Source organism: uncultured Mobiluncus sp. (assembly GCF_902488535.1).
GTDB lineage: Bacteria > Actinomycetota > Actinomycetes > Actinomycetales > Actinomycetaceae > Mobiluncus.
The window spans coordinates 27,350-44,824 of the sequence record NZ_CABTWO010000005.1; the positions used below are offsets into that span (position 1 = coordinate 27,350).

Annotated in this window: 15 protein-coding genes; 8 read left to right on the forward strand and 7 right to left on the reverse strand. The window is 55.9% G+C overall.

Annotated elements, in window-relative coordinates; genetic code table 11:
* Positions 1 to 46: 46 nt before the first annotated feature.
* From RDL66_RS02820 to RDL66_RS02835, 4 genes are all read left to right on the forward strand, one after another.
* Complete coding sequence (locus RDL66_RS02820; RefSeq protein WP_308535049.1) at positions 47 to 529, forward strand: DUF2975 domain-containing protein; 483 nt, start codon at positions 47 to 49, stop codon at positions 527 to 529.
* The gene (locus tag RDL66_RS02825) at positions 530 to 748 is read left to right on the forward strand and encodes a helix-turn-helix transcriptional regulator (RefSeq protein WP_297724064.1); all 219 of its coding nucleotides are present in this window, start codon (positions 530 to 532) and stop codon (positions 746 to 748) included.
* Positions 749 to 1,098: 350 nt separating this feature from the next.
* Positions 1,099 to 4,386, forward strand: a complete 3,288-nt coding sequence (gene ileS, locus RDL66_RS02830; RefSeq protein WP_308535051.1) for an isoleucine--tRNA ligase — start codon at positions 1,099 to 1,101, stop codon at positions 4,384 to 4,386.
* A gap of 369 nt (positions 4,387 to 4,755) precedes the next feature.
* On the forward strand, positions 4,756 to 6,006 hold the full coding sequence (locus RDL66_RS02835; RefSeq protein WP_308535053.1) for an AAA family ATPase: 1,251 nt from the start codon (positions 4,756 to 4,758) through the stop codon (positions 6,004 to 6,006).
* Between the two features lie 46 nt (positions 6,007 to 6,052).
* Here RDL66_RS02835 and RDL66_RS02840 read toward each other — a convergent pair whose 3' ends face one another.
* The 5 genes from RDL66_RS02840 to rlmC all read right to left on the reverse strand — a co-directional run bounded on the left by RDL66_RS02840 (position 6,053) and on the right by rlmC (position 11,404).
* The gene (locus RDL66_RS02840; protein ID WP_308535054.1) at positions 6,053 to 6,943 is read right to left on the reverse strand and encodes an aldo/keto reductase; all 891 of its coding nucleotides are present in this window, start codon (positions 6,941 to 6,943) and stop codon (positions 6,053 to 6,055) included.
* Positions 6,944 to 6,989: 46 nt separating this feature from the next.
* Positions 6,990 to 8,327: an MFS transporter gene (locus tag RDL66_RS02845; protein ID WP_308535055.1), complete on the reverse strand. Its 1,338-nt coding sequence runs from the start codon at positions 8,325 to 8,327 to the stop codon at positions 6,990 to 6,992.
* A gap of 45 nt (positions 8,328 to 8,372) precedes the next feature.
* Positions 8,373 to 9,749, reverse strand: coding sequence for an MFS transporter (locus RDL66_RS02850; RefSeq protein ID WP_308535057.1), 1,377 nt, complete (start codon positions 9,747 to 9,749; stop codon positions 8,373 to 8,375).
* Positions 9,750 to 9,816: 67 nt separating this feature from the next.
* On the reverse strand, positions 9,817 to 10,296 hold the full coding sequence (locus tag RDL66_RS02855; RefSeq protein ID WP_308535059.1) for an ABC transporter permease: 480 nt from the start codon (positions 10,294 to 10,296) through the stop codon (positions 9,817 to 9,819).
* A 55-nt stretch (positions 10,297 to 10,351) separates the two neighbouring features.
* Entirely contained in the window at positions 10,352 to 11,404 is a 1,053-nt protein-coding gene (gene rlmC / locus RDL66_RS02860; protein ID WP_374042902.1) for a 23S rRNA (uracil(747)-C(5))-methyltransferase RlmC, read from the reverse strand.
* 277 nt (positions 11,405 to 11,681) lie between these two features.
* Here rlmC and RDL66_RS02865 point away from each other — a divergent pair, with 277 nt between their 5' ends.
* Positions 11,682 to 12,947 carry an alpha/beta fold hydrolase gene (locus RDL66_RS02865; protein WP_308535062.1) on the forward strand — a complete coding sequence of 422 codons (1,266 nt, stop codon included), beginning with the start codon at positions 11,682 to 11,684 and terminating at the stop codon, positions 12,945 to 12,947.
* A 21-nt stretch (positions 12,948 to 12,968) separates the two neighbouring features.
* Here RDL66_RS02865 and RDL66_RS02870 read toward each other — a convergent pair whose 3' ends face one another.
* A complete protein-coding gene (locus RDL66_RS02870) occupies positions 12,969 to 13,394 on the reverse strand; it encodes a Fur family transcriptional regulator (RefSeq protein WP_299297017.1) in 426 nt (141 codons plus the stop codon).
* 126 nt (positions 13,395 to 13,520) lie between these two features.
* Here RDL66_RS02870 and RDL66_RS02875 point away from each other — a divergent pair, with 126 nt between their 5' ends.
* The 3 genes from RDL66_RS02875 to RDL66_RS02885 all read left to right on the forward strand — a co-directional run bounded on the left by RDL66_RS02875 (position 13,521) and on the right by RDL66_RS02885 (position 16,422).
* Entirely contained in the window at positions 13,521 to 14,600 is a 1,080-nt protein-coding gene (locus RDL66_RS02875) for a metal ABC transporter solute-binding protein, Zn/Mn family (protein WP_308535064.1), read from the forward strand.
* 125 nt (positions 14,601 to 14,725) lie between these two features.
* Entirely contained in the window at positions 14,726 to 15,574 is an 849-nt protein-coding gene (locus RDL66_RS02880; protein WP_308535066.1) for a metal ABC transporter ATP-binding protein, read from the forward strand.
* Positions 15,574 to 16,422 (forward strand): metal ABC transporter permease, encoded by an 849-nt coding sequence (locus RDL66_RS02885; RefSeq protein ID WP_308535067.1) that lies wholly within the window; start codon positions 15,574 to 15,576, stop codon positions 16,420 to 16,422. Before RDL66_RS02880 ends, RDL66_RS02885 begins: the two co-directional genes overlap by 1 nt.
* A 28-nt stretch (positions 16,423 to 16,450) precedes the next feature.
* On the opposite strand, the gene RDL66_RS02890 is transcribed toward RDL66_RS02885, so the two are convergent.
* Entirely contained in the window at positions 16,451 to 17,284 is an 834-nt protein-coding gene (locus RDL66_RS02890) for an exopolyphosphatase (protein WP_308535069.1), read from the reverse strand.
* Between the last annotated feature and the right edge of the window lie 191 nt (positions 17,285 to 17,475).

Sequence of the window (17,475 nt, forward strand, 5' to 3'; positions counted from 1 at the left end):
AGTAATACCTATTGACAAACGATATAAAAGTATCGATAATCGATATATGAAGTTTTCTCGAATTTACGTAATTCTGTCGCAAGTTTCCTTGATTGCAGCTCTTCCAGGGGTGTTGCTGCTCCAGTTATTTTGCGTATTAGCGGCATGGGAAACGGGGGAGGAATTCCCCGAGGTTCGCCACCTGGTCGTACCATATGCGCTGGCAGCCGTAGCGGCGCTTATTTGTGTGCAGGTACTGATTGTGGCGTTGATTATGCTGGTAAGGGCAGTTAGCAAAGGAGCTTTTTTTACTGCTAAAACCATGAAATGGATCAATTTAGCGCGTCTCATGGTTGCTATCGGTCCCGGTATCGTCGCGCTAACCGGTGGGCACATGAGCATTTTTGCACCGGCAACCAGACCAGAGCCGCCTCTTTTATTCCTCGGCGGAATAGTTTTGGGAGTGGGGCTATTTTCCCTGGTTAGCCTGGCTAAGAGTATTTTTCAAGCCGCGCTGGACGATGCGGCAGAATTAGCGGAGGTCATCTAAGTGATTACGGTAAATCTGTCGGTGTTGCTGGCCCAGCGAGGTATGTCGGTTCAGGACTTTGCGCAGGCTGTGGACATCACGGCGGCGAATGTCTCGATACTGAAAAATGGTCACGCCAAGGCAATCCGCTTCTCTACACTGGAAAAAATCTGCCGAGTTTTGGAGTGCCAGCCGGGAGACATTTTGAGCTACACTCCGCAGGGGGATAATCCGTCCTAAACTTTTGACTTTCTGAAACTCAGGCAAAAGCTCACTTTGTTTGAGTCCAGAGAAAAAACTGGATAGAGTGGAATCCGCGTTGAACCGGTCCGGACTGTTGAGCCCGGATATCGCCGGGGAGCTTCGGAAAGAACGGTTGTGTGCCGTGCATGCGACTCACTAGACTCCGACGGGAAGGCCCGTTACAGCCATATTGAGCGGCTCACTGGGCCAACTCAATAGTCTGGTTGCACCAATTGGTCGGCACCCAGACTTTTGCGGGACCACGTGAGCAAGCGAGGTGGTACCGCGCCCACCGACAGAGTGTCGCAGGCGTCCTCGTGAATGAACGATTCGCGATAAGGACGAAAATGAGCGAGAAAAAACGCGGGTTCTACCCCAAACACCGGGATACTTCCCTGGACGCCAGCCCGAATTTTCCCAGCCAAGAAACCGAAACCCTGGCGTTTTGGGCTAAAGATCATACTTTCCAGGCTTCTGTGGATGCCCGTCAGGCCGGCCAGGACGGTAGCAACGAGTTCGTGTTCTACGATGGTCCGCCCTTTGCCAATGGCTTGCCGCACTATGGCCACCTGTTGACCGGCTACGTGAAAGACATCGTGGGGCGTTACCAGACCATGCGCGGCCACCGCGTAGAGCGGCGCTTCGGGTGGGACACTCACGGCTTGCCCGCCGAACTGGAGGCGGAACGCATTCTCGGCATCGAGGACAAGGAACAAATCGAAGGCCCGGACGGAATGGGGATTGAGGCCTTCAACCAGGCCTGTCGCGAATCGGTACTGAAATATACCAAAGAGTGGGAAGAATATGTGACGCGCCAGGCGCGCTGGGTCGACTTCGAAAACGACTACAAGACCCTCGACTCCACCTTTATGGAATCGGTCATTTGGGCGTTCAAGACCCTGTACGACAAGGGGCTCATCTACGAAGGCTTTAAGGTGCTGCCTTACTGCTGGCACGACGGCACACCCCTGTCGAACCACGAACTTAAGATGGACGACGACATCTACCAAAACCGCACCGACCAGACCGTCACGGTGGGAATGCGTCTGCGTGACACCGACGAGATGGTGCTGATTTGGACCACGACCCCGTGGACGTTGCCCAGCAACCTTGCGGTCGCCGTCGGGGAGGACATCGACTACGTGCGGGTCACGCCGACCCAGGGGGAGTTGCAGGGACAAACCGTAATCCTGGCCCAGGCGCGCTTGGCGGCTTACGAAAAGGAACTTGGGGAAAACCCGCAGGTATCCGCTCCTTTCAAAGGCTCTGAACTGGTTGGCCTGGAGTACTATCCCATTTTTGATTACTTTGAAGATGCCAAAGCTGCCGCCATCGCCGATGGTACGGCAGACCAGCCGGGACACGTGGGACCGGGATCGAAAGCCTGGACCATCATCAGTGCCGACTTCGTGTCCACCGAGGACGGCACCGGGCTGGTGCACCTCGCCCCGGCCTTTGGCGAGGACGATATGAACGTTTGCGCTACCCAGCAAATCGGGGTGGTCATGCCGGTAGACGGAAACGGAGTCATCACCGCGGAAGTTCCAGATTACGCGGGAAAGAACGTTTTTGAGGCAAACCGCTACATCATCGCCGACCTGCGCGACGAAACCGGCCCGGTGGCGGCCCGTGAGGCGCGCCAGCGTCCCTACCTGGTGAAGGTCGCCTCTTACGAGCACTCCTACCCGCACTGCTGGCGTTGCCGCCAACCGCTCATCTACAAGGCAGTGTCCTCGTGGTTTGTCCGCGTTACTGAGTTCCGTGACCGCATGGTGGAGTTGAATCAGCAAATCACCTGGACGCCGGAACATACCAAGAACGGTATCTTTGGCAACTGGCTCGCAGGGGCGCGCGACTGGTCGATTTCGCGCAACCGTTTCTGGGGTTCCCCGATTCCGGTATGGAAGTCGGACAATCCCGCCTATCCGCGCATTGACGTCTACGGCTCTTTTGCGGAACTGGAACGGGACTTTGGGGTCAAGATCGATAACCTCCACCGGCCGTTCATTGATGGGTTGACCCGCCCGAATCCCGATGATCCCAGCGGAAAATCCACGATGCGTCGTGTCCCGGAAGTGTTGGACTGCTGGTTTGAATCCGGGTCTATGCCCTACGCCCAGGTCCACTATCCCTTTGAAAATCGGGAATGGTTCGAGACACATTACCCCGGCGACTTCATCGTGGAGTACATCGGCCAGACCCGTGGTTGGTTCTATACCTTGCACGTATTGGCGACCGCGCTGTTTGACCGGCCGGCGTTTTTGAACTGTATCTCGCACGGTATCGTTCTGGGTGATGACGGGCGCAAGATGAGTAAATCGCTGCGCAACTACCCGGACGTTAACGAAGTTTTCGACAAGTACGGTGCGGACGCGATGCGTTGGTTCCTGATGAGTTCTCCGGTGGTCAGCGGGGGCAACCTGATCGTGACCGATAAAGGTATTCGCGACACGGTGCGGCAAACGATTCTGCCGGTGTGGAACGCCTACTACTTCTTTACGCTCTATGCCGGCACCTGTCAGCAGGGCGCGGGCTACGAGGCGAAGCCCGTGGACGTGGATGATGCCGCGAGCGTCAACGCGCTGCCTATGATGGACCGCTACTTGCTGTCCGCCGCGCGCCAGCTGTTCGCCGAAATGCGCGATGACCTGGATAACTTCCACATTCCGGAGGCTTGCGAACACGTTCGCCAGTTCACCGAGGTGTTGAACAACTGGTACATTCGCATTTCTCGCCAGCGTTTCTGGGACGAGGATCCTGCCGCCTTTGACGTGCTCTACACCGTGTTAGAGGCGCTGATGCGGGCGATGGCTCCGCTGCTGCCTCTGATTGCAGAAGAAGTCTGGCGGGGGCTGACCGGTGGTCGTTCCGTACATCTGATGGACTACCCAAACTGGGACGATGCTGTGTACGATGGTGCGCTAGTGGACGCTATGAACGAGGTGCGCGACGTCGTTTCGTGTGCCCACGCCTTGCGCAAGGGCGCTAACCTGCGGGTGCGTTTGCCGCTGAGCCGCCTCCAGGTGGTAGCCGCGGATCCGGAGGCTCTGCGTGACTACACGACGCTCATTGCCTCCGAGGTCAACGTCAAGTCCGTGGAGGTGCTCGGTGTTGCCGAGTCCGGATTGCAATCAAGCCAGGAATTGACGCTCAACCCCAAGGCTTTTGCCCCCGAGGTGCGCAAACTCACTTCTGCGTTGTTCCAGGCGCAAAAGTCCGGTCAGTGGCGCTTGGACGGTGACGCTGTGGTGTTCGATGGGGTGGAACTCGGTGGACAGCCGGTGCGCCTCACGGGTGAACAGTTCGGGTTGGTGACAAAGGTTGCAGCCGAGCCGGGAACCGTTGCCGATGTGCTGGATAGCTGCACTTTTGTGGTGCTGGACACCGAAGTGACCGAGGAACTGGAAGCGGAAGGCTACGCCCGCGATGCGATTCGTGCGGTGCAAGACGCTCGCAAGAACGCGGTCCTGGACGTGGCTGACCGGATTGACCTGACGCTGGGCGTGCCCGCCGATCACCTCGAATGGGTGAAGACTCATGAGCAGCTCATCGCCGGAGAAACCCTGGCCGTATCCGTGAAGGTCAACCCTTCGAGCGGCAAAGAACTGGAAATCAATGTGACCAAGCACGTTTAGAAATCTGTTCAGAAAATTTCATAGCGAAGGGCGATAATCTTCCGGATTACCGCCCTTCGACCTTTTTACGATTCATTTTCCCTCGTGGCGTCTTGTCCCTTAGGTTAATGTGGGGGAGCGCGGCAACAAGACTGAAATAATACTGAGATGGGTACTGCGGTAAGCTCTACCGACAGTGAGAGGTTCACCGCTCTTTCCGTCTATACTCCAAACGCCACGAAGTTAAGTGTTTGTAAAAAACGCTGAGAATCTGATAGAAATGGATGTAAGAGGAGCCTCATCTAGGTGGAGGCCGGAGTCAGAGGAATTCCGGCATTCTGTCTAAAATCCCGAGAGAACGAGGCGAAAACACGCGAAAGTGGCGGAGAGATGCGCAAACTTTTTATACTTTATGGCCCGCAGGGGGCCGGCAAAACGACGTTTGTGCAGGAAAATAAGCTCGAAGAGTTTTCCGTCAGCGCTGATGAAGTGCGCCGTATGTTTTCCCGCTATGTTCCCGCTCTCGATGGCGACAAGGTCTTAATCGCCGGGGAGCATTTGCAGCGTTTGACCCGCCGCATTGTGCAAGAACAAGCTGATAACTTGATGTTTTTGGGCTCTCCGGTCATCATCGATGCGGTCAATGCCTCACCCCGCTCACGTTCGCAGTGGGAAGCGCTGGCGGATTCGCACGGCTACGACGTCTTAGCGGTGGACTTTACCCAGGTTAGTCGGGAAGAATTGCTGTCCCGTAACCTCAAACGCGGGGGAGACCGGATTCCCGATATTGAGTCATTCTTGGATCGCTTCGATTCCGTTCCGCCGCCGCAGACCATTACTCCGGCACAGATGTTGGATTGTTTTAAAACTTGTCAGGTTGACCTGGGCAATCGGCCGGTGCGAGTGGTTGGCGATGTGCAGTCCTGCGGGGGCGCCTTAGAACAGGCAGTGGCAGAACTGGGCACTCCGGATGCCAAGTGGATTTTTGTGGGCGACCTGTTTGACCGCGGTCCAGATGCCGGAAAAGTCTGGAAAATCCTGCGCTCCGTAGACAACGTGGTGATCACCGGAAACCACGAGAAATCCCTTCTGAACGCCTTGAAAGGACGAGGCACCAAGAGCGCCACCGAGGAATCTGTGAAACAGTTACTGACCGCTGGCGCGACCCGCCAACAACTCGAAGACTGGTATCGTTCCACCGTGCCGTTCTATGACTTCCGAGTCGGGGGGACGCCCGCCACACCCTCAGTTTCCGATACTCCGGGAACGAAATCTGGAGCGGAGAAACGCCCGGGGGCTCGCGAATATTTTGTATCCCACGGCGGGGTATATCCCGAAACCATCCGAGAAATCCGCCGCACCGGCTACTGCGATTTACCTGATGATTACTTTATTTTTGGGGTGGGTACGCGCGCCAACACCTACCGGAGGCGCTACGAGTTCAAAAACTTCCCTGAAATGGGGAACCATGAAATCGTCCAACTGCACGGGCATCGCAACGAAAGTCGGGAAAACTTTGTGAACCCCGGGGTGATTGACCTCGAATCCGGGGTGGAAAAGGACGGTTGGCTCTCGGTTTACGCTATCGATGGCGTTACCGGTGAGGGCCAGATTCACAAGTACCGCGAGCCGCGGGACTGATGACCGCAACCACGCTGGTGATTCCAGTCAGAAGCCCAGGAAACGTTTATTTCGCGCCGTTTACGTGGTCAGGATGGGAACCGGTGCGGCCCGCCTCACCACGATCCAAACTGTCGAGAGCCGCTCGCGCAGGCGCATCAAGTGCAAACTCCAGCACGGCAAAGTTCTCCCGCATCCGCTCAACATGATTCGACTTTGGGATGACCACGTCGCCGCGCTCTAGAGCCCAACGCAACACGACTTGCGCTGGGTTCCGCCCCAGGCGTTTGGCGGTCTCAATCAAAACCGGGGTGTCAAAGAACCGGCCTCGTGCCAGGGGAGACCACGCCTCAATGAGCCCGCCATGTGCTCTGGTGAATTCCCTAACCGCGTTATTGGCAAACCACGGGTGTGCCTCGACCTGGTTGACCTGCGGAAAAATCCCCGTTTCAGTCAGCAGTCGCTGCAGATGTGAAACTTCAAAGTTCGACACCCCCACGTGACGGGCTCGCCCATCCGCCACGAACTCTTGCAACACCCGCCACAAACCGGGATAGTCCCCACCGTAAGCCTCGGGCATCGGCCAGTGAATGAGGAACAAATCCACGTAATCGGTTTGCAGGCGCTGCAATGACTCGGCAAAAGTGCGGCGGGCCACATCGGGCTCGTGATGGGGATTGTTCAGTTTAGTGGTTAAGAAGAACTCGCTGCGCGCGATTCCCGATGCCCGCAGGGCCGCGCCAACTTGCGCTTCGTTTCCATACATTTGGGCGGTATCAATGTGGCGATACCCCACTTCCACCGCGTTCTCCACGATTTCTTGGGCATTTTCGGGAGCAATTTTATAGGTGCCGAAACCCAGTTGAGGGATTCTCGCAACCGGAGAACCTGACTCGTCGTCCCCGAGGGGAAGCAGTGGAACCCCAAAACTGTCCACCACGGCTTGTGACTGTGTCATTTTCCCTCCATTCTGGCGGTGGTGCCGTCCGAGAAACGAAACACGATTACTCTACGGATTTCACCTTATAAATCATCAGCCCGCCAATCACAAACATCACGGCCATAGCGCTGAACAAGACCGTGTAGCCAATGGAATAGCTGGCGATGAGGACAATTACCGGAACTCCAAATATGGGGGCTAACACCTGCGGGAGGGTCGCAGAAACGTTGAAAACACCGAGGTCACGACCGGAATCGTCGGTGGGAGGAAGGACTCGGGTGGTGATTGCAAAGCTCACCGCGATGAAAATACCGTGGCCAATCCCAATAAAGATCGCAGCGAGAATCGTCCAGGTCCAAGTTTGCAAGAACGCAAGGATGAGGCTGCCAATCGCCATGGTGACTGAGGAAATGAAGATGAGCCGTCGGTACTTCATCAGATAGTCGGCGACAAAACCGATGATGAAGGCGCTAACCATGGTCAGCACCGCGTAGATTGTGGACAAAATCAGCACGCCGGTGGTTGGATTCGGGTAATGCAACACATCTTCGAGGTAATAGAGCAGGTAAAGCGTTATCGTCATGAACGGTGTGAACATTAGGAGGCGGGAGAGCCAAGTCCAGATGAAATCCGGGTATTTGCGCGGCGGAATCCAGAATCGCTGGAAAAACTTTGTGATGGTGACGGGGTCTCGGCGGGCACCGAGGAAACGGTCGTTGGAGTTCCACAAGTAGGGAGTCACACAGATGGTCAGTAGCAACACTAAGACAACGTAGGCAGCCACTATGCCCATGTAGTTGTGGATTAGATTCGTACACAGGGTCGCCAAGCCGACTCCTAACAAAGCTCCCAGGTTCTGGCCGGCTCCCAACCAGCCGCCCATTTCGCCGCGGTACTCAATTCTGACAGAATCGTTCGGAATGGCGTTGGTAGCGATGAACGCGGCGTTTAGCGCCGCCTGGGTCAAAACCCACGTTCCCGCCAAAGACGCGGGACACCACGACAAAGTCAAGCCTGCGAGCGCGAAAACTCCGCATAAAACCCCGCCCAAGACCCAAGGCGCCCGACGTCCGTATTTTGAGTAAGTCCGGTCAGACAGTGCTCCGAAAATGGGAGCGGCAATCATCGCCATAAATGCCCCGCATCCGGTAACTACGGAAAGCACAATTTCCTTTTGGTCGTAAGCTATCATCGAGGCTTGCAAGCCGATGAGCAGCTGAATGGGGGCAAATAAACAGGCATAAATGCCGACCTGAGTCAGCAGAAGGGCGAATTTCCACCTGGTCGTGGGGATTTCCAGCGGTTCAATGGTCTCCTTCTTGGCATGAAAAATGCCGGGATTCCAGGAACGCGGCCACCGACGTGGTCCTTGCGTAGCGGGGGTCAGATCCGGAGAGTTCACGCGTTAAGCCTAACGTTAAAACAGCTAATTTCTGAGTGAGTTCGGTCATTGTGGGGGTAAAGTTGGCAAATTTTTCAGGGTCAGGAGGTAGAAACTCACGGACGCGAGCTGCGAAATGATGGAAACGGCAACCATCGCGGGGATATTGACGTCATAGAGGGCTCCTATCAGCCAAGACCCGAGGAACCAGGCGATTCCGAAGCCGGTTTCGAAAACGCCGAACCCGGTGGCGCGACGATTCTTGGGCATAATTTTGGCTACCGCAGCTTTCATGATGCTTTCCTGTGCGCCCATCCCCAGCCCCCACAGAACAATGCCAATGCTGATGAGCCAAGGGTTTCCGCTCAGGAATACGAATGCTGAAAACGGTGCCGTCAGAAGGGTTGAGACAATGAGCGCCCGCAAGCCAATACGGTCGAACCAGGTTCCAAAAATGAGCGCTGCGATGGCGTCGACCACCATCGCCCCCGCGTAGAGCAGCGCTAATGCCGCTTTCGGGAATGCCGCAGTTTTCGCGGCATGCAGAGTAACCAGCGTGAAGTCCGCGAAACCGAAAGCGAACAAGCAGATAGCGGCCATATAGAGGGCAAAAGCTCGGTTGAAACGAAAACCGGGGGTGACAGCGGAAATGGATGGTAACGCGCTTGTGGGGGCGTCGTTCGTAGAGGTGCCGACGGAAGGGGTGTCGTCGGTCGGGGCGGGCGCACAAGGTTCTCGGGGCGGGTCAGTCGGGGCGTGGGCGTTTTCCGGTGGGGTAGCGGCCTGGTCAAAATTTTCGGGGTGAGGATAGAAGTGCCAGGCTAGCACGGTGAACGCGATGGTGATGAGCGCGGGAATACCCAAGGTGAGAAAGCCGAGGCGGTAAGTTCCGAACAGGTCTTGCGTGCCGATAATCAGACCAACGAGGAACAGCAGCAGAGGACCCAGGAATGCGCCGAGTTGGTCGAGGAATTCCTGCAGCGCGAAGCCTTTACCAGTACCGATTTCGTCCGCTGCGAAGCTGACCAAGGTGTTTTTCGCGGGTTTCTTAATGGCTTTGCCCACGCGTTCCAAAACCACCAGGCTGCAGGCAAAAATCCAGCCGTTGTCGGGGACGAGCGCGAGAGCAGGAATGGCCAGCACCTGGATGGTGTAGCCGAAAATAATCAAACCCCAGTAGTGCTTGGTCTTGTCTGCCCAAAAGCCTGAGAGCAGACGCAACGAGTAGCCGCACAGTTCCCCGAAACCCGAGACAAAACCGATGGCTGCTGCCGATGCCCCGGTCAGGTTCAGATACTCACCCAAAACCGAGCGAGCGCCCTCGTGAGTCATATCCGAGAACATGGACACGATACCCATGAGGACAATAAACGTGAACACTCCGCGCGAAATAGTCCGCGACCAGCGAGGATTGTTTTGTTGCTCCGAATCCGAGGACACCACGGTTTCTATGCTAGTAGTTCAGGGGTAATCACGCCCATAGGTTAGACGGGCGTTCAGGGTATAGGTTTCAAAATAGAGTCAGCAGGTAGCCATCGATTAGGGCGATGGCAAAGTACATGATAAACGCTCTGATGAAAGCGGAGATGTGCTTTCGTGGGTCCTGGTAGAGAGCGGGTTGGGGGAGCTTTGAGAATCTGATGCGCGGGGTGTGTCGCCACCACAGCAAATCAATCACAATGAGGTCGAAAACGTTCAAGGTTTGTCCGAGAATCAGCAGGGAGAGGAAATTATGCGTAAAGTTGCGCTGGTGGATAAATATCCCGAAAACGAATAATATGACTAGGAAAAGGAGAAAATTGGCGGTAAATGTAAGGAAAGGATTCTTTTCCTGGAACCGGTGTTGGTATTCCGGGATAGTACGAATCCGGCTTTGCACTGCATCTGGGTAAGAGCTGTAGTTCTGTAAGTTTTTAGCATCAGTTCCAGTTCCTAAAATGCAGAGCATGAACAATACCGCGCACAAAACGGCCGTTTCTATAAACAACATACGATTTACTCACAATCAATTTACGGCTTGTCGGGTAGTTGTTTGCGTCTTACACTCACTTGGAGCTAGTTTTGGGTTTCGATGACTGCCTTTCCAGTAATACTAAACACTCCACATGCGAGGTGTGTGGGAACATGTCTACCAGTTTGGCTGCGGTAATCCGGTAGGAACGCATTCGGCGCAGATCCTCCACCAGGGTTTCCTGGAAGCAGGAGGAATAGATGAGGTGGGGGATACCGGAGTGTTCCAGCCAAGAGGACAATTCAGACCCGAGCCCGCGCCGCGGCGGGTTCACCACCACCAAATCTGGCGGTATAAGTTTTTGATTAGTAGCCCACTTCGTCGCATCGACGGTGATGAAATGCGGCCTAGCCACAGCGTCACCGCGGTAGCTCGCAACGGTGTTCTCAACTCCCTGCCCCACCGGGCTAGCCGCAGTCACACCCGCCATTTCTGCCACGGCCTTCTTCGCGCCATCAATAGCCGGCCCCACGACTTCCACGCCCGTCACCTGCGCAACCCCGGCGGAACTCAGCGCAAAGGCAAATCCGCCCACTCCGCAATACAAATCCCAAGCGGTTTCCGGCTGGAGTTCGCGTGCCCAAGTGGCAGCTTGTGTATACATAGCCTGAGATGCGGCGGTATTCGTCTGGAAAAACGCCCCCGGCGCCAGCCATAAATCCGTGCCGATACCGGGCATATGTATATATTTTTCTTCGGAAAGGATGATTTCCTCCCGGCCTTCAATGACGGTGGTGTGTTCGGGCTGAATGTTTACCGAAAACACCCGCAGGTGGGGCAACTCGGCCTGAAGCTCGGACCAGGTATTTTCAATCCGATGTAGGGCAGCTTTCGAACGCAACACCAGACGCACCATCAACTCGCCCGCAGGATTGGCACTGACCAGCACGTATTTCACTTCACCCTTAGCGGTAGCGATGTTATAGGGGCGGGCACCGAGGCGCTGCAGCCAAGCCCGAATGGGAGCGAAAGCGGCGCGAATTGCCGGTACATACAGCGGACACGACTGTAAATCGACGCCAGCGGGATGATCCTTAGTGGGGGCCAGTCCGAGCACAATCGACTTCTTGGAACCCGAAACCACCATTTTTGCCTTATTGCGAAATTCTTTCTGGGGACTGCTGTAGGTTGGCAGCCAGTCGAAATGTGACTTTGCAGCGGGTGGCTGAGCGGGAATTCGCCGTGAGGAGGGACGGTCCAGAGAGGCCAAAGCTCGGCGTGAGGCCCGTTCCTTATCCCGCACCTGCTGGTTGTAGGGCACCCCCATGAGGGGACACGACCGGCAGACCCGCGCCTCAAAGTATTCGCAAAACATGTCTTCAAGTCTAAGGCCAAGCCCGGCAGGTGGCATTAAGCTGAAACACATGAGTGATGAAGTGAAACTGTTGCCGGGACTGAAACTACGTGAGATTACTTTGCAAGTGCCGCTGGACCACCTCAATCCAGCCGCGGGAATGATAGAAATATTCGCACGAGTCGTCACCGGTAAGGACGGGGAAAAGCGACCCTACCTGCTGTTCCTACAAGGCGGACCCGGACATGAGGCGGCTCGGCCTGCGTTGTACCCCTCGCCGCAGCCGACCTGGCTGCCCCGCGCCCTTGAGGACTATCAGGTCGTTATGCTCGATCAGCGCGGTACCGGGCGATCCACCCCGGTTTCGGCGGATCCGGATTTCGGCCCACTGGCAGGGCTAACCCCATCGGAGCAGGCGGAGTACCTGACGCACTTGCGTGCCGATGAGATTGTTCGAGACGCTGAAGCCCTGCGCGATTACCTGGGCGGAAAACGCTGGACGCTGCTGGGGCAGTCGTTCGGGGGTTTCACTTCCGTGCGCTATCTCAGCTCCCATCCCGAAGGGCTGTCTGGAGCTATCCTGACCGGCGGACTGACGGCCGTGGGGCATCCTATTGAAGATGTTTACGCCGAAACTTGGCGGATCATGATGGATAAATCCGAAACCTATTATCGCCAGTTCCCCGAGGATCGGGACCGGGTGCGCCAGGTTTATAACCTGGCCCGGGAGGGGAAGATTATTACTCCCAACGGCGACAAGGTCGGTGCGGATCGTTGGCGTACCGTAGGGATTGTCTTGGGTGCACAAGGTGGGGGCATGAAGTTGCATGAACTGCTGGAAAATGATCCGTTCTCGCCGGCATTTCGCCATGATTTAGCTGCGATGCTGCCATTTGAGGGGCGCAATCCGCTCTATGCCATTCTGCACGAGTCTTGTTACGCGGACGGAGTGGCAACACGCTGGGCGGCTAGCCGCACTATGCCGAGGGAAGTGAAACGTGACGGGACGCTGTTCGCGGGAGAGCATCTGCCTCGTGAACTATTCGATGAATCGTTTGAACTGCGGCCTTTGCGTGAAGCTGCCGACATACTGGCCAATTATGAATGGACGCAACTCTATTCGACTGAACGCCTGGCCAGCGCAGACGTACCGGTTGCGGCGGCGGCCTACTATGAAGATGCCTACGTGCCGTTGAAGTTCTCGACCGAAACCGCTGGCATCTTAAAAGATTGCCGTCTGTGGGTCACCAGTGAATATGAACACAACGGTTTGCGTCAAGACGCGCGGGTACTGGATAGGCTAATCGGGCTGCTCAAAGGCCAGATTTTGCAGTAAATTAATATACAGCAAAGGGTATTATTTTTTCGCGGAGCACTTAGAGCACAACCCTGTCAGCTCCACCGTGTGGCTCAAAGCGGAGAACCCCATTTCCCGGCCCATTTCGTTCAGGGTTTCCTCCAGCCCTTTCAGATGGAACTCCTCGGTCTTTCCGCAGCTCCGACACACCAGGTGGTGATGATGTTCGGAACTCTCGCACTCTCGATACAGAGTAGTGCCATCGGCGGACTTGACTGTGTCCAAGACGCCGTCTTCCGCCAGCGCCGCGAGATTGCGGTAAACAGTCGCCAATCCTACGGGGGTGCCGTTTAGCTGGAGTTTTGTAAAGATGTCAGCTGCTGATTGAAAATCAGTCATTCCTCTGACCGCGGAAAGTACCGCTTCTAATTGTCGCGTTTTGCGCTGCCGAGCGGAGCTTTGGGGTGTCGATTTACCTGTGGTCACTGGTAGTTTCCCTCCCGTTTTCGCGCTCCTAACCTAACATTGTGTCTCGTTTTGACAGCGTTTTCCAGTTACGTGATAATGAGAACGATTCGCAATAAGAACAAAACCCGTGAGGGAAAGGAAAATATGAAGTTGAAAACAGTTGGCGCCCTGTTCGGCGCCGCCGCACTAGCCGTCAGTATGTCCGCCTGCTCGACCGCAAACGATACCCAAATGAAAGACGCAGCGGGAGACGCTGCTGCGACCAAACCGACGGTGTACGCCTCTACTGACGTATGGGCTTCCGTGGCAAAAGCCGTGGTGGGGGATAACGCGGACGTGATTACGTCTATCGATCAGCCGAACCTGGATCCGCATTCTTATGAAGCCAGCGTGAAAGATAAGAAACTGGTGAACCAAGCCTCCGTGGTAATCGTGAACGGCGGGGGCTACGACGATTGGGCGCTGCAGCTGGCCAAGTCAGCGGATAAAAAACCGACCGTGCTCAATGCCGTGGAGCTGGCTGGCATCGATTGCGGTGATGCCGAGGGGCATGAGCACGAGGACGGACATGAGCACGAGGATGCGCATGAACATGAGGATGCGCACGAACATGAGGATGGGCATGAACATGAGCACGAGCACGAGGGTGAGGAAGCTCACGAACACGAGCACGAAGGACACCATCACCACCATCATCACCATTGCTCCGTCAATGAGCACGTGTTCTACGATTTGCACGCGGTGAGTGAAGTTGCCAAGGCGGTCGCTAACACGATGAGCCAAACTGACGGCAAACACGCCGCAGATTACCAGGACGCCGCAAAAGCATTCCAAGGCAAGTTGGATGAATTGGAATCGCAGGCAGAAGACATTAAGGCGCGGGGCGAAAAGCATTCACTGGCGACCGAGCCTTTGGCGAACTACCTGTTGGAGGACGCCGGTATCCATGATCTGACTCCCGAAGAATACGTAGAACAGTCCGAAACGGAATCCGGGCCCAGTGTGAAGACGCAGGCTGACACCAAGGCCCTGATTACGGAGGGGAAAGTTGATGTGCTGCTGGTTAACTCGCAGACCGAAGACCCGGTGTCCCAGGCGCTGCAGGATGCCGCGAAAGCAAAGGGCATTCCGGTGGTGAAGCTGACAGAGACATTGGCGGGGGCCAGCGACTATGTTAGCTGGATTGCAGCTGCCTTAGACCAGATAGATAAGGCTTTGAAATAATACAGGATTATGGTATTGAACTGTCCGGGCTTCAGAATAGAGCGCAGCTCCTGGAGCCCGGACGACATCCGTTAAGGTAGATGAAACCAGGAAGTGAACCGGGGGACTGGGGAAGGAAAGGTCACATGAGCGAAGAACCGCTGTTGGAGATGCGGGATCTGGCATTGAAATATGGCACACGGCAGGTATTTTCCGGCTTGAACCTGCGGGTCGAACCGGGACAAGTCGTGGGAATCTTGGGACAAAACGGAGCCGGGAAAACGACCTTGCTAAAGTCGGTGCTCGGTGACGTGAAACCTGCCGCCGGAACCATTTTTCGGCGAGATTCGGCAACAATTTCTTACCTTCCGCAACACGGACGTTTCCCGAAATCTGTGCAGATTCGCGGGCGAGACGTGGTGTACCTAGGGCTTGACGGAGCGAAACTGGGGTTCTGGAGTTCGACCGGGGCGCGGGACAAAGTCGAGCGGGCGATAGACCTGGTCGGCGCACAGAGCTACGCGGACGCGCCGATTAGCGGACTGTCTGGGGGAGAGCTGCAACGCTTACGTATCGCGGCAGCCATTGTGCAACGACCCGATTTGCTGCTGGTCGACGAACCGCTGGCGTCTCTCGATCTCAAGCACCAAACCGACATTGTAAAAATTTTTGGCAATCTGGCGGCGCAGGGCACCGCAATCCTGCTGGTGACTCACGAGTTAAACCCCGTGGAAAAACTGCTGGATACCGTGGTGTATATCGCCCTCGGACGGGCCGCGGTCGGTTCGGTGTCAGAGGTCATGTCCAGCGAAACATTGTCCGCTTTATATGGTGAGGAAGTCCGTGTCGTCAACTTGGGCGGAACGTATTTCGTGGTGGGGGCGCAAAGCGGGACCGAATCCGGCTTCGTGGAGGAAGCCCTGCACGGTCACCATCACGCCAGCCATTTTGAATCAGCCGAGTCACCGCACAATCCAAAGGAGGCGGGCCACTAATGGATGCCATCATCAACTTCCAGGATTTTTGGCAACTGGTACCGTTGGTTAGGGAATCACTGGTAGCGGCGGCAATCCTGGCTGTCGTTTCAGGGATTCTAAGCCCGCTGGTACAGCTGCGGGACGCGGCTTTTGCGGTTCACGGAACGTCCGAACTGTCTTTTGCCGGAGCTTCGGTGGCGCTATTTCTCGGAGCCAGCGTCACCGGCGGAGCCATCGCGGGGTCCATCGTGGCGGCGCTATTGATGTCCGCGACCTACACTCGGCGCTGGGGCACGAATGCCCTCATTGGCGTGCTGCTGCCGTTCGGCTTGGGCATCGGGGTGCTGTTCCTGGCGCTTTACAAAGGGCGTTCCGCCAATAAATTCGGCCTGTTGACGGGTCAGATTGTGTCCGTGGATGAAAACCAGCTGGCGGTGTTTGCCGTGGTCGGAGCGATGGTTTTGGTTGCTATAGCCCTGTTTGGGCGTCGACTGTATTACGCTGCGGTCGATCCGGTGGTGGCGCTGTCCAAAGGGGTTTCCCCACGAGCGATGAACCTATGGTTCATGCTTATCCTCGGTTTGGTCGTGGCGCTAGCGGTGCAGATGGTGGGGGCGCTGCTGGTATTGTCGCTACTGATTACTCCCGGAGCGGCGGCCGCGCGGGTTTCCGCTAGCCCCTTGAAGCAACACGTCCTGGCGATTGTCTTTGCGCTTATCGCAGCGGAAGGTGGCATCTTATTGTCGCTGGGCCCCGGCCTTCCCATCAGCCCTTATATCACCACGATTTCTTTCCTGATATTCCTGATTTGCTGGGCGATTGGTGCCTTGCGCAACCAAACCAACTGGGCGGCTCGTCGTGCATAAACATTATCAAAGAACCTATTGAAAGGAATTACGCGGCAGTGAGGACCGGAGTGTAATCCGGGGCAACGGTCGCGACAGCCACGGAGGCATCACGGAAAGCCTGCACCTGGGCTTGCGCCCAAGCTTGGGAGGGATGCTTGCCTTCTTGAACCAGCTGCATTTGGTGAATCCAGAACTGGCCTTCCTGCACGCGCTTGCCCCACACCTCGGTTTCGGCCTTTTGGCGTTCCAGCTTGGCTTTGTGGGCTTCCTGCAGGTGGTTCTTGGCTTCACGAGCCTTTGCTTCGGCTTCGAGTTCGCGATGTTTGCGGGCGGCTTCGAGCGCTTCACGGGCCTTTTCTTCGGCCTTGCGCTGTTCGATGCGATCCTTGGCTTCCTTCTCGATCTTAGCCTTGCGTTCTTCGGCTTCCTTGCGTTCCAGCTCGGCTTCCTTGGCGTGCATCTTGTTTGCGTTATCAGCGGCTTGTATAGCCTTAGATTGCAGCGCCCGAGCCTGTTCCTCATCACCGGCGGCAGCGGCGGCACGAGCCTGGGAGGCATAGCTCAAAGCCTGGGATTCGTAGGCGCCAGCCATCGTGGAAGCGTGCCGGGCATTGACAGCGGAAGACCCCACCTTACTAAAAGCATTAATAGCGTTGCCGTCACGATTAGCCTTCTCTTTAGCGGCGTCGTTTTTCTTCTGGATTTCCCTGGCAATCAGCTGTTCACGGTCAAAACGATCCAGGGCGTTTAAAAGGTTTTGGCCACTTTGGGTAAGGGTTCCGTGTGCTTTGGCAAAAGAGCGGATGGCAGCGCGTTGCTGCATTCCGGGAGTGAGGTAGTTCCTCATCCCGAGCATAGACGTGCCTAGTACGACGCTCATTTTGCCCTCCGTGGCTCTAGCGTTTGTGCCGCCTTCCTGGCGACAGCCTTCATATCGACAATTGGTTTATGAATTTTAGGAAATCATGGATTTTGTGAGGTTTATCACACAGGTTTCTTTAGTAAAAGAATCGTCAAAAGTGGAGGTTTACGGGGGATATTGCCAGTTTACGTGCCTTGGTAGGACGGGGT

What these genes read in the sequence shown, in the direction of transcription:
- RDL66_RS02820 (WP_308535049.1), top strand. Translation starts at nt 47, where the DNA reads ATGAAGTTTTCTCGAATTTACGTAATTCTGTCGCAAGTTTCCTTGATT.
- ileS (WP_308535051.1), top strand. Translation starts at nt 1,099, where the DNA reads ATGAGCGAGAAAAAACGCGGGTTCTACCCCAAACACCGGGATACTTCC.
- RDL66_RS02835 (WP_308535053.1), top strand. Translation starts at nt 4,756, where the DNA reads ATGCGCAAACTTTTTATACTTTATGGCCCGCAGGGGGCCGGCAAAACG.
- RDL66_RS02840 (WP_308535054.1), bottom strand. Translation starts at nt 6,943, where the DNA reads ATGACACAGTCACAAGCCGTGGTGGACAGTTTTGGGGTTCCACTGCTT.
- RDL66_RS02855 (WP_308535059.1), bottom strand. Translation starts at nt 10,296, where the DNA reads ATGTTGTTTATAGAAACGGCCGTTTTGTGCGCGGTATTGTTCATGCTC.
- rlmC (WP_374042902.1), bottom strand. Translation starts at nt 11,404, where the DNA reads ATGGTGGTTTCGGGTTCCAAGAAGTCGATTGTGCTCGGACTGGCCCCC.
- RDL66_RS02865 (WP_308535062.1), top strand. Translation starts at nt 11,682, where the DNA reads ATGAGTGATGAAGTGAAACTGTTGCCGGGACTGAAACTACGTGAGATT.
- RDL66_RS02875 (WP_308535064.1), top strand. Translation starts at nt 13,521, where the DNA reads ATGAAGTTGAAAACAGTTGGCGCCCTGTTCGGCGCCGCCGCACTAGCC.
- RDL66_RS02880 (WP_308535066.1), top strand. Translation starts at nt 14,726, where the DNA reads ATGAGCGAAGAACCGCTGTTGGAGATGCGGGATCTGGCATTGAAATAT.
- RDL66_RS02885 (WP_308535067.1), top strand. Translation starts at nt 15,574, where the DNA reads ATGGATGCCATCATCAACTTCCAGGATTTTTGGCAACTGGTACCGTTG.
- RDL66_RS02890 (WP_308535069.1), bottom strand. Translation starts at nt 17,284, where the DNA reads ATGAGCGTCGTACTAGGCACGTCTATGCTCGGGATGAGGAACTACCTC.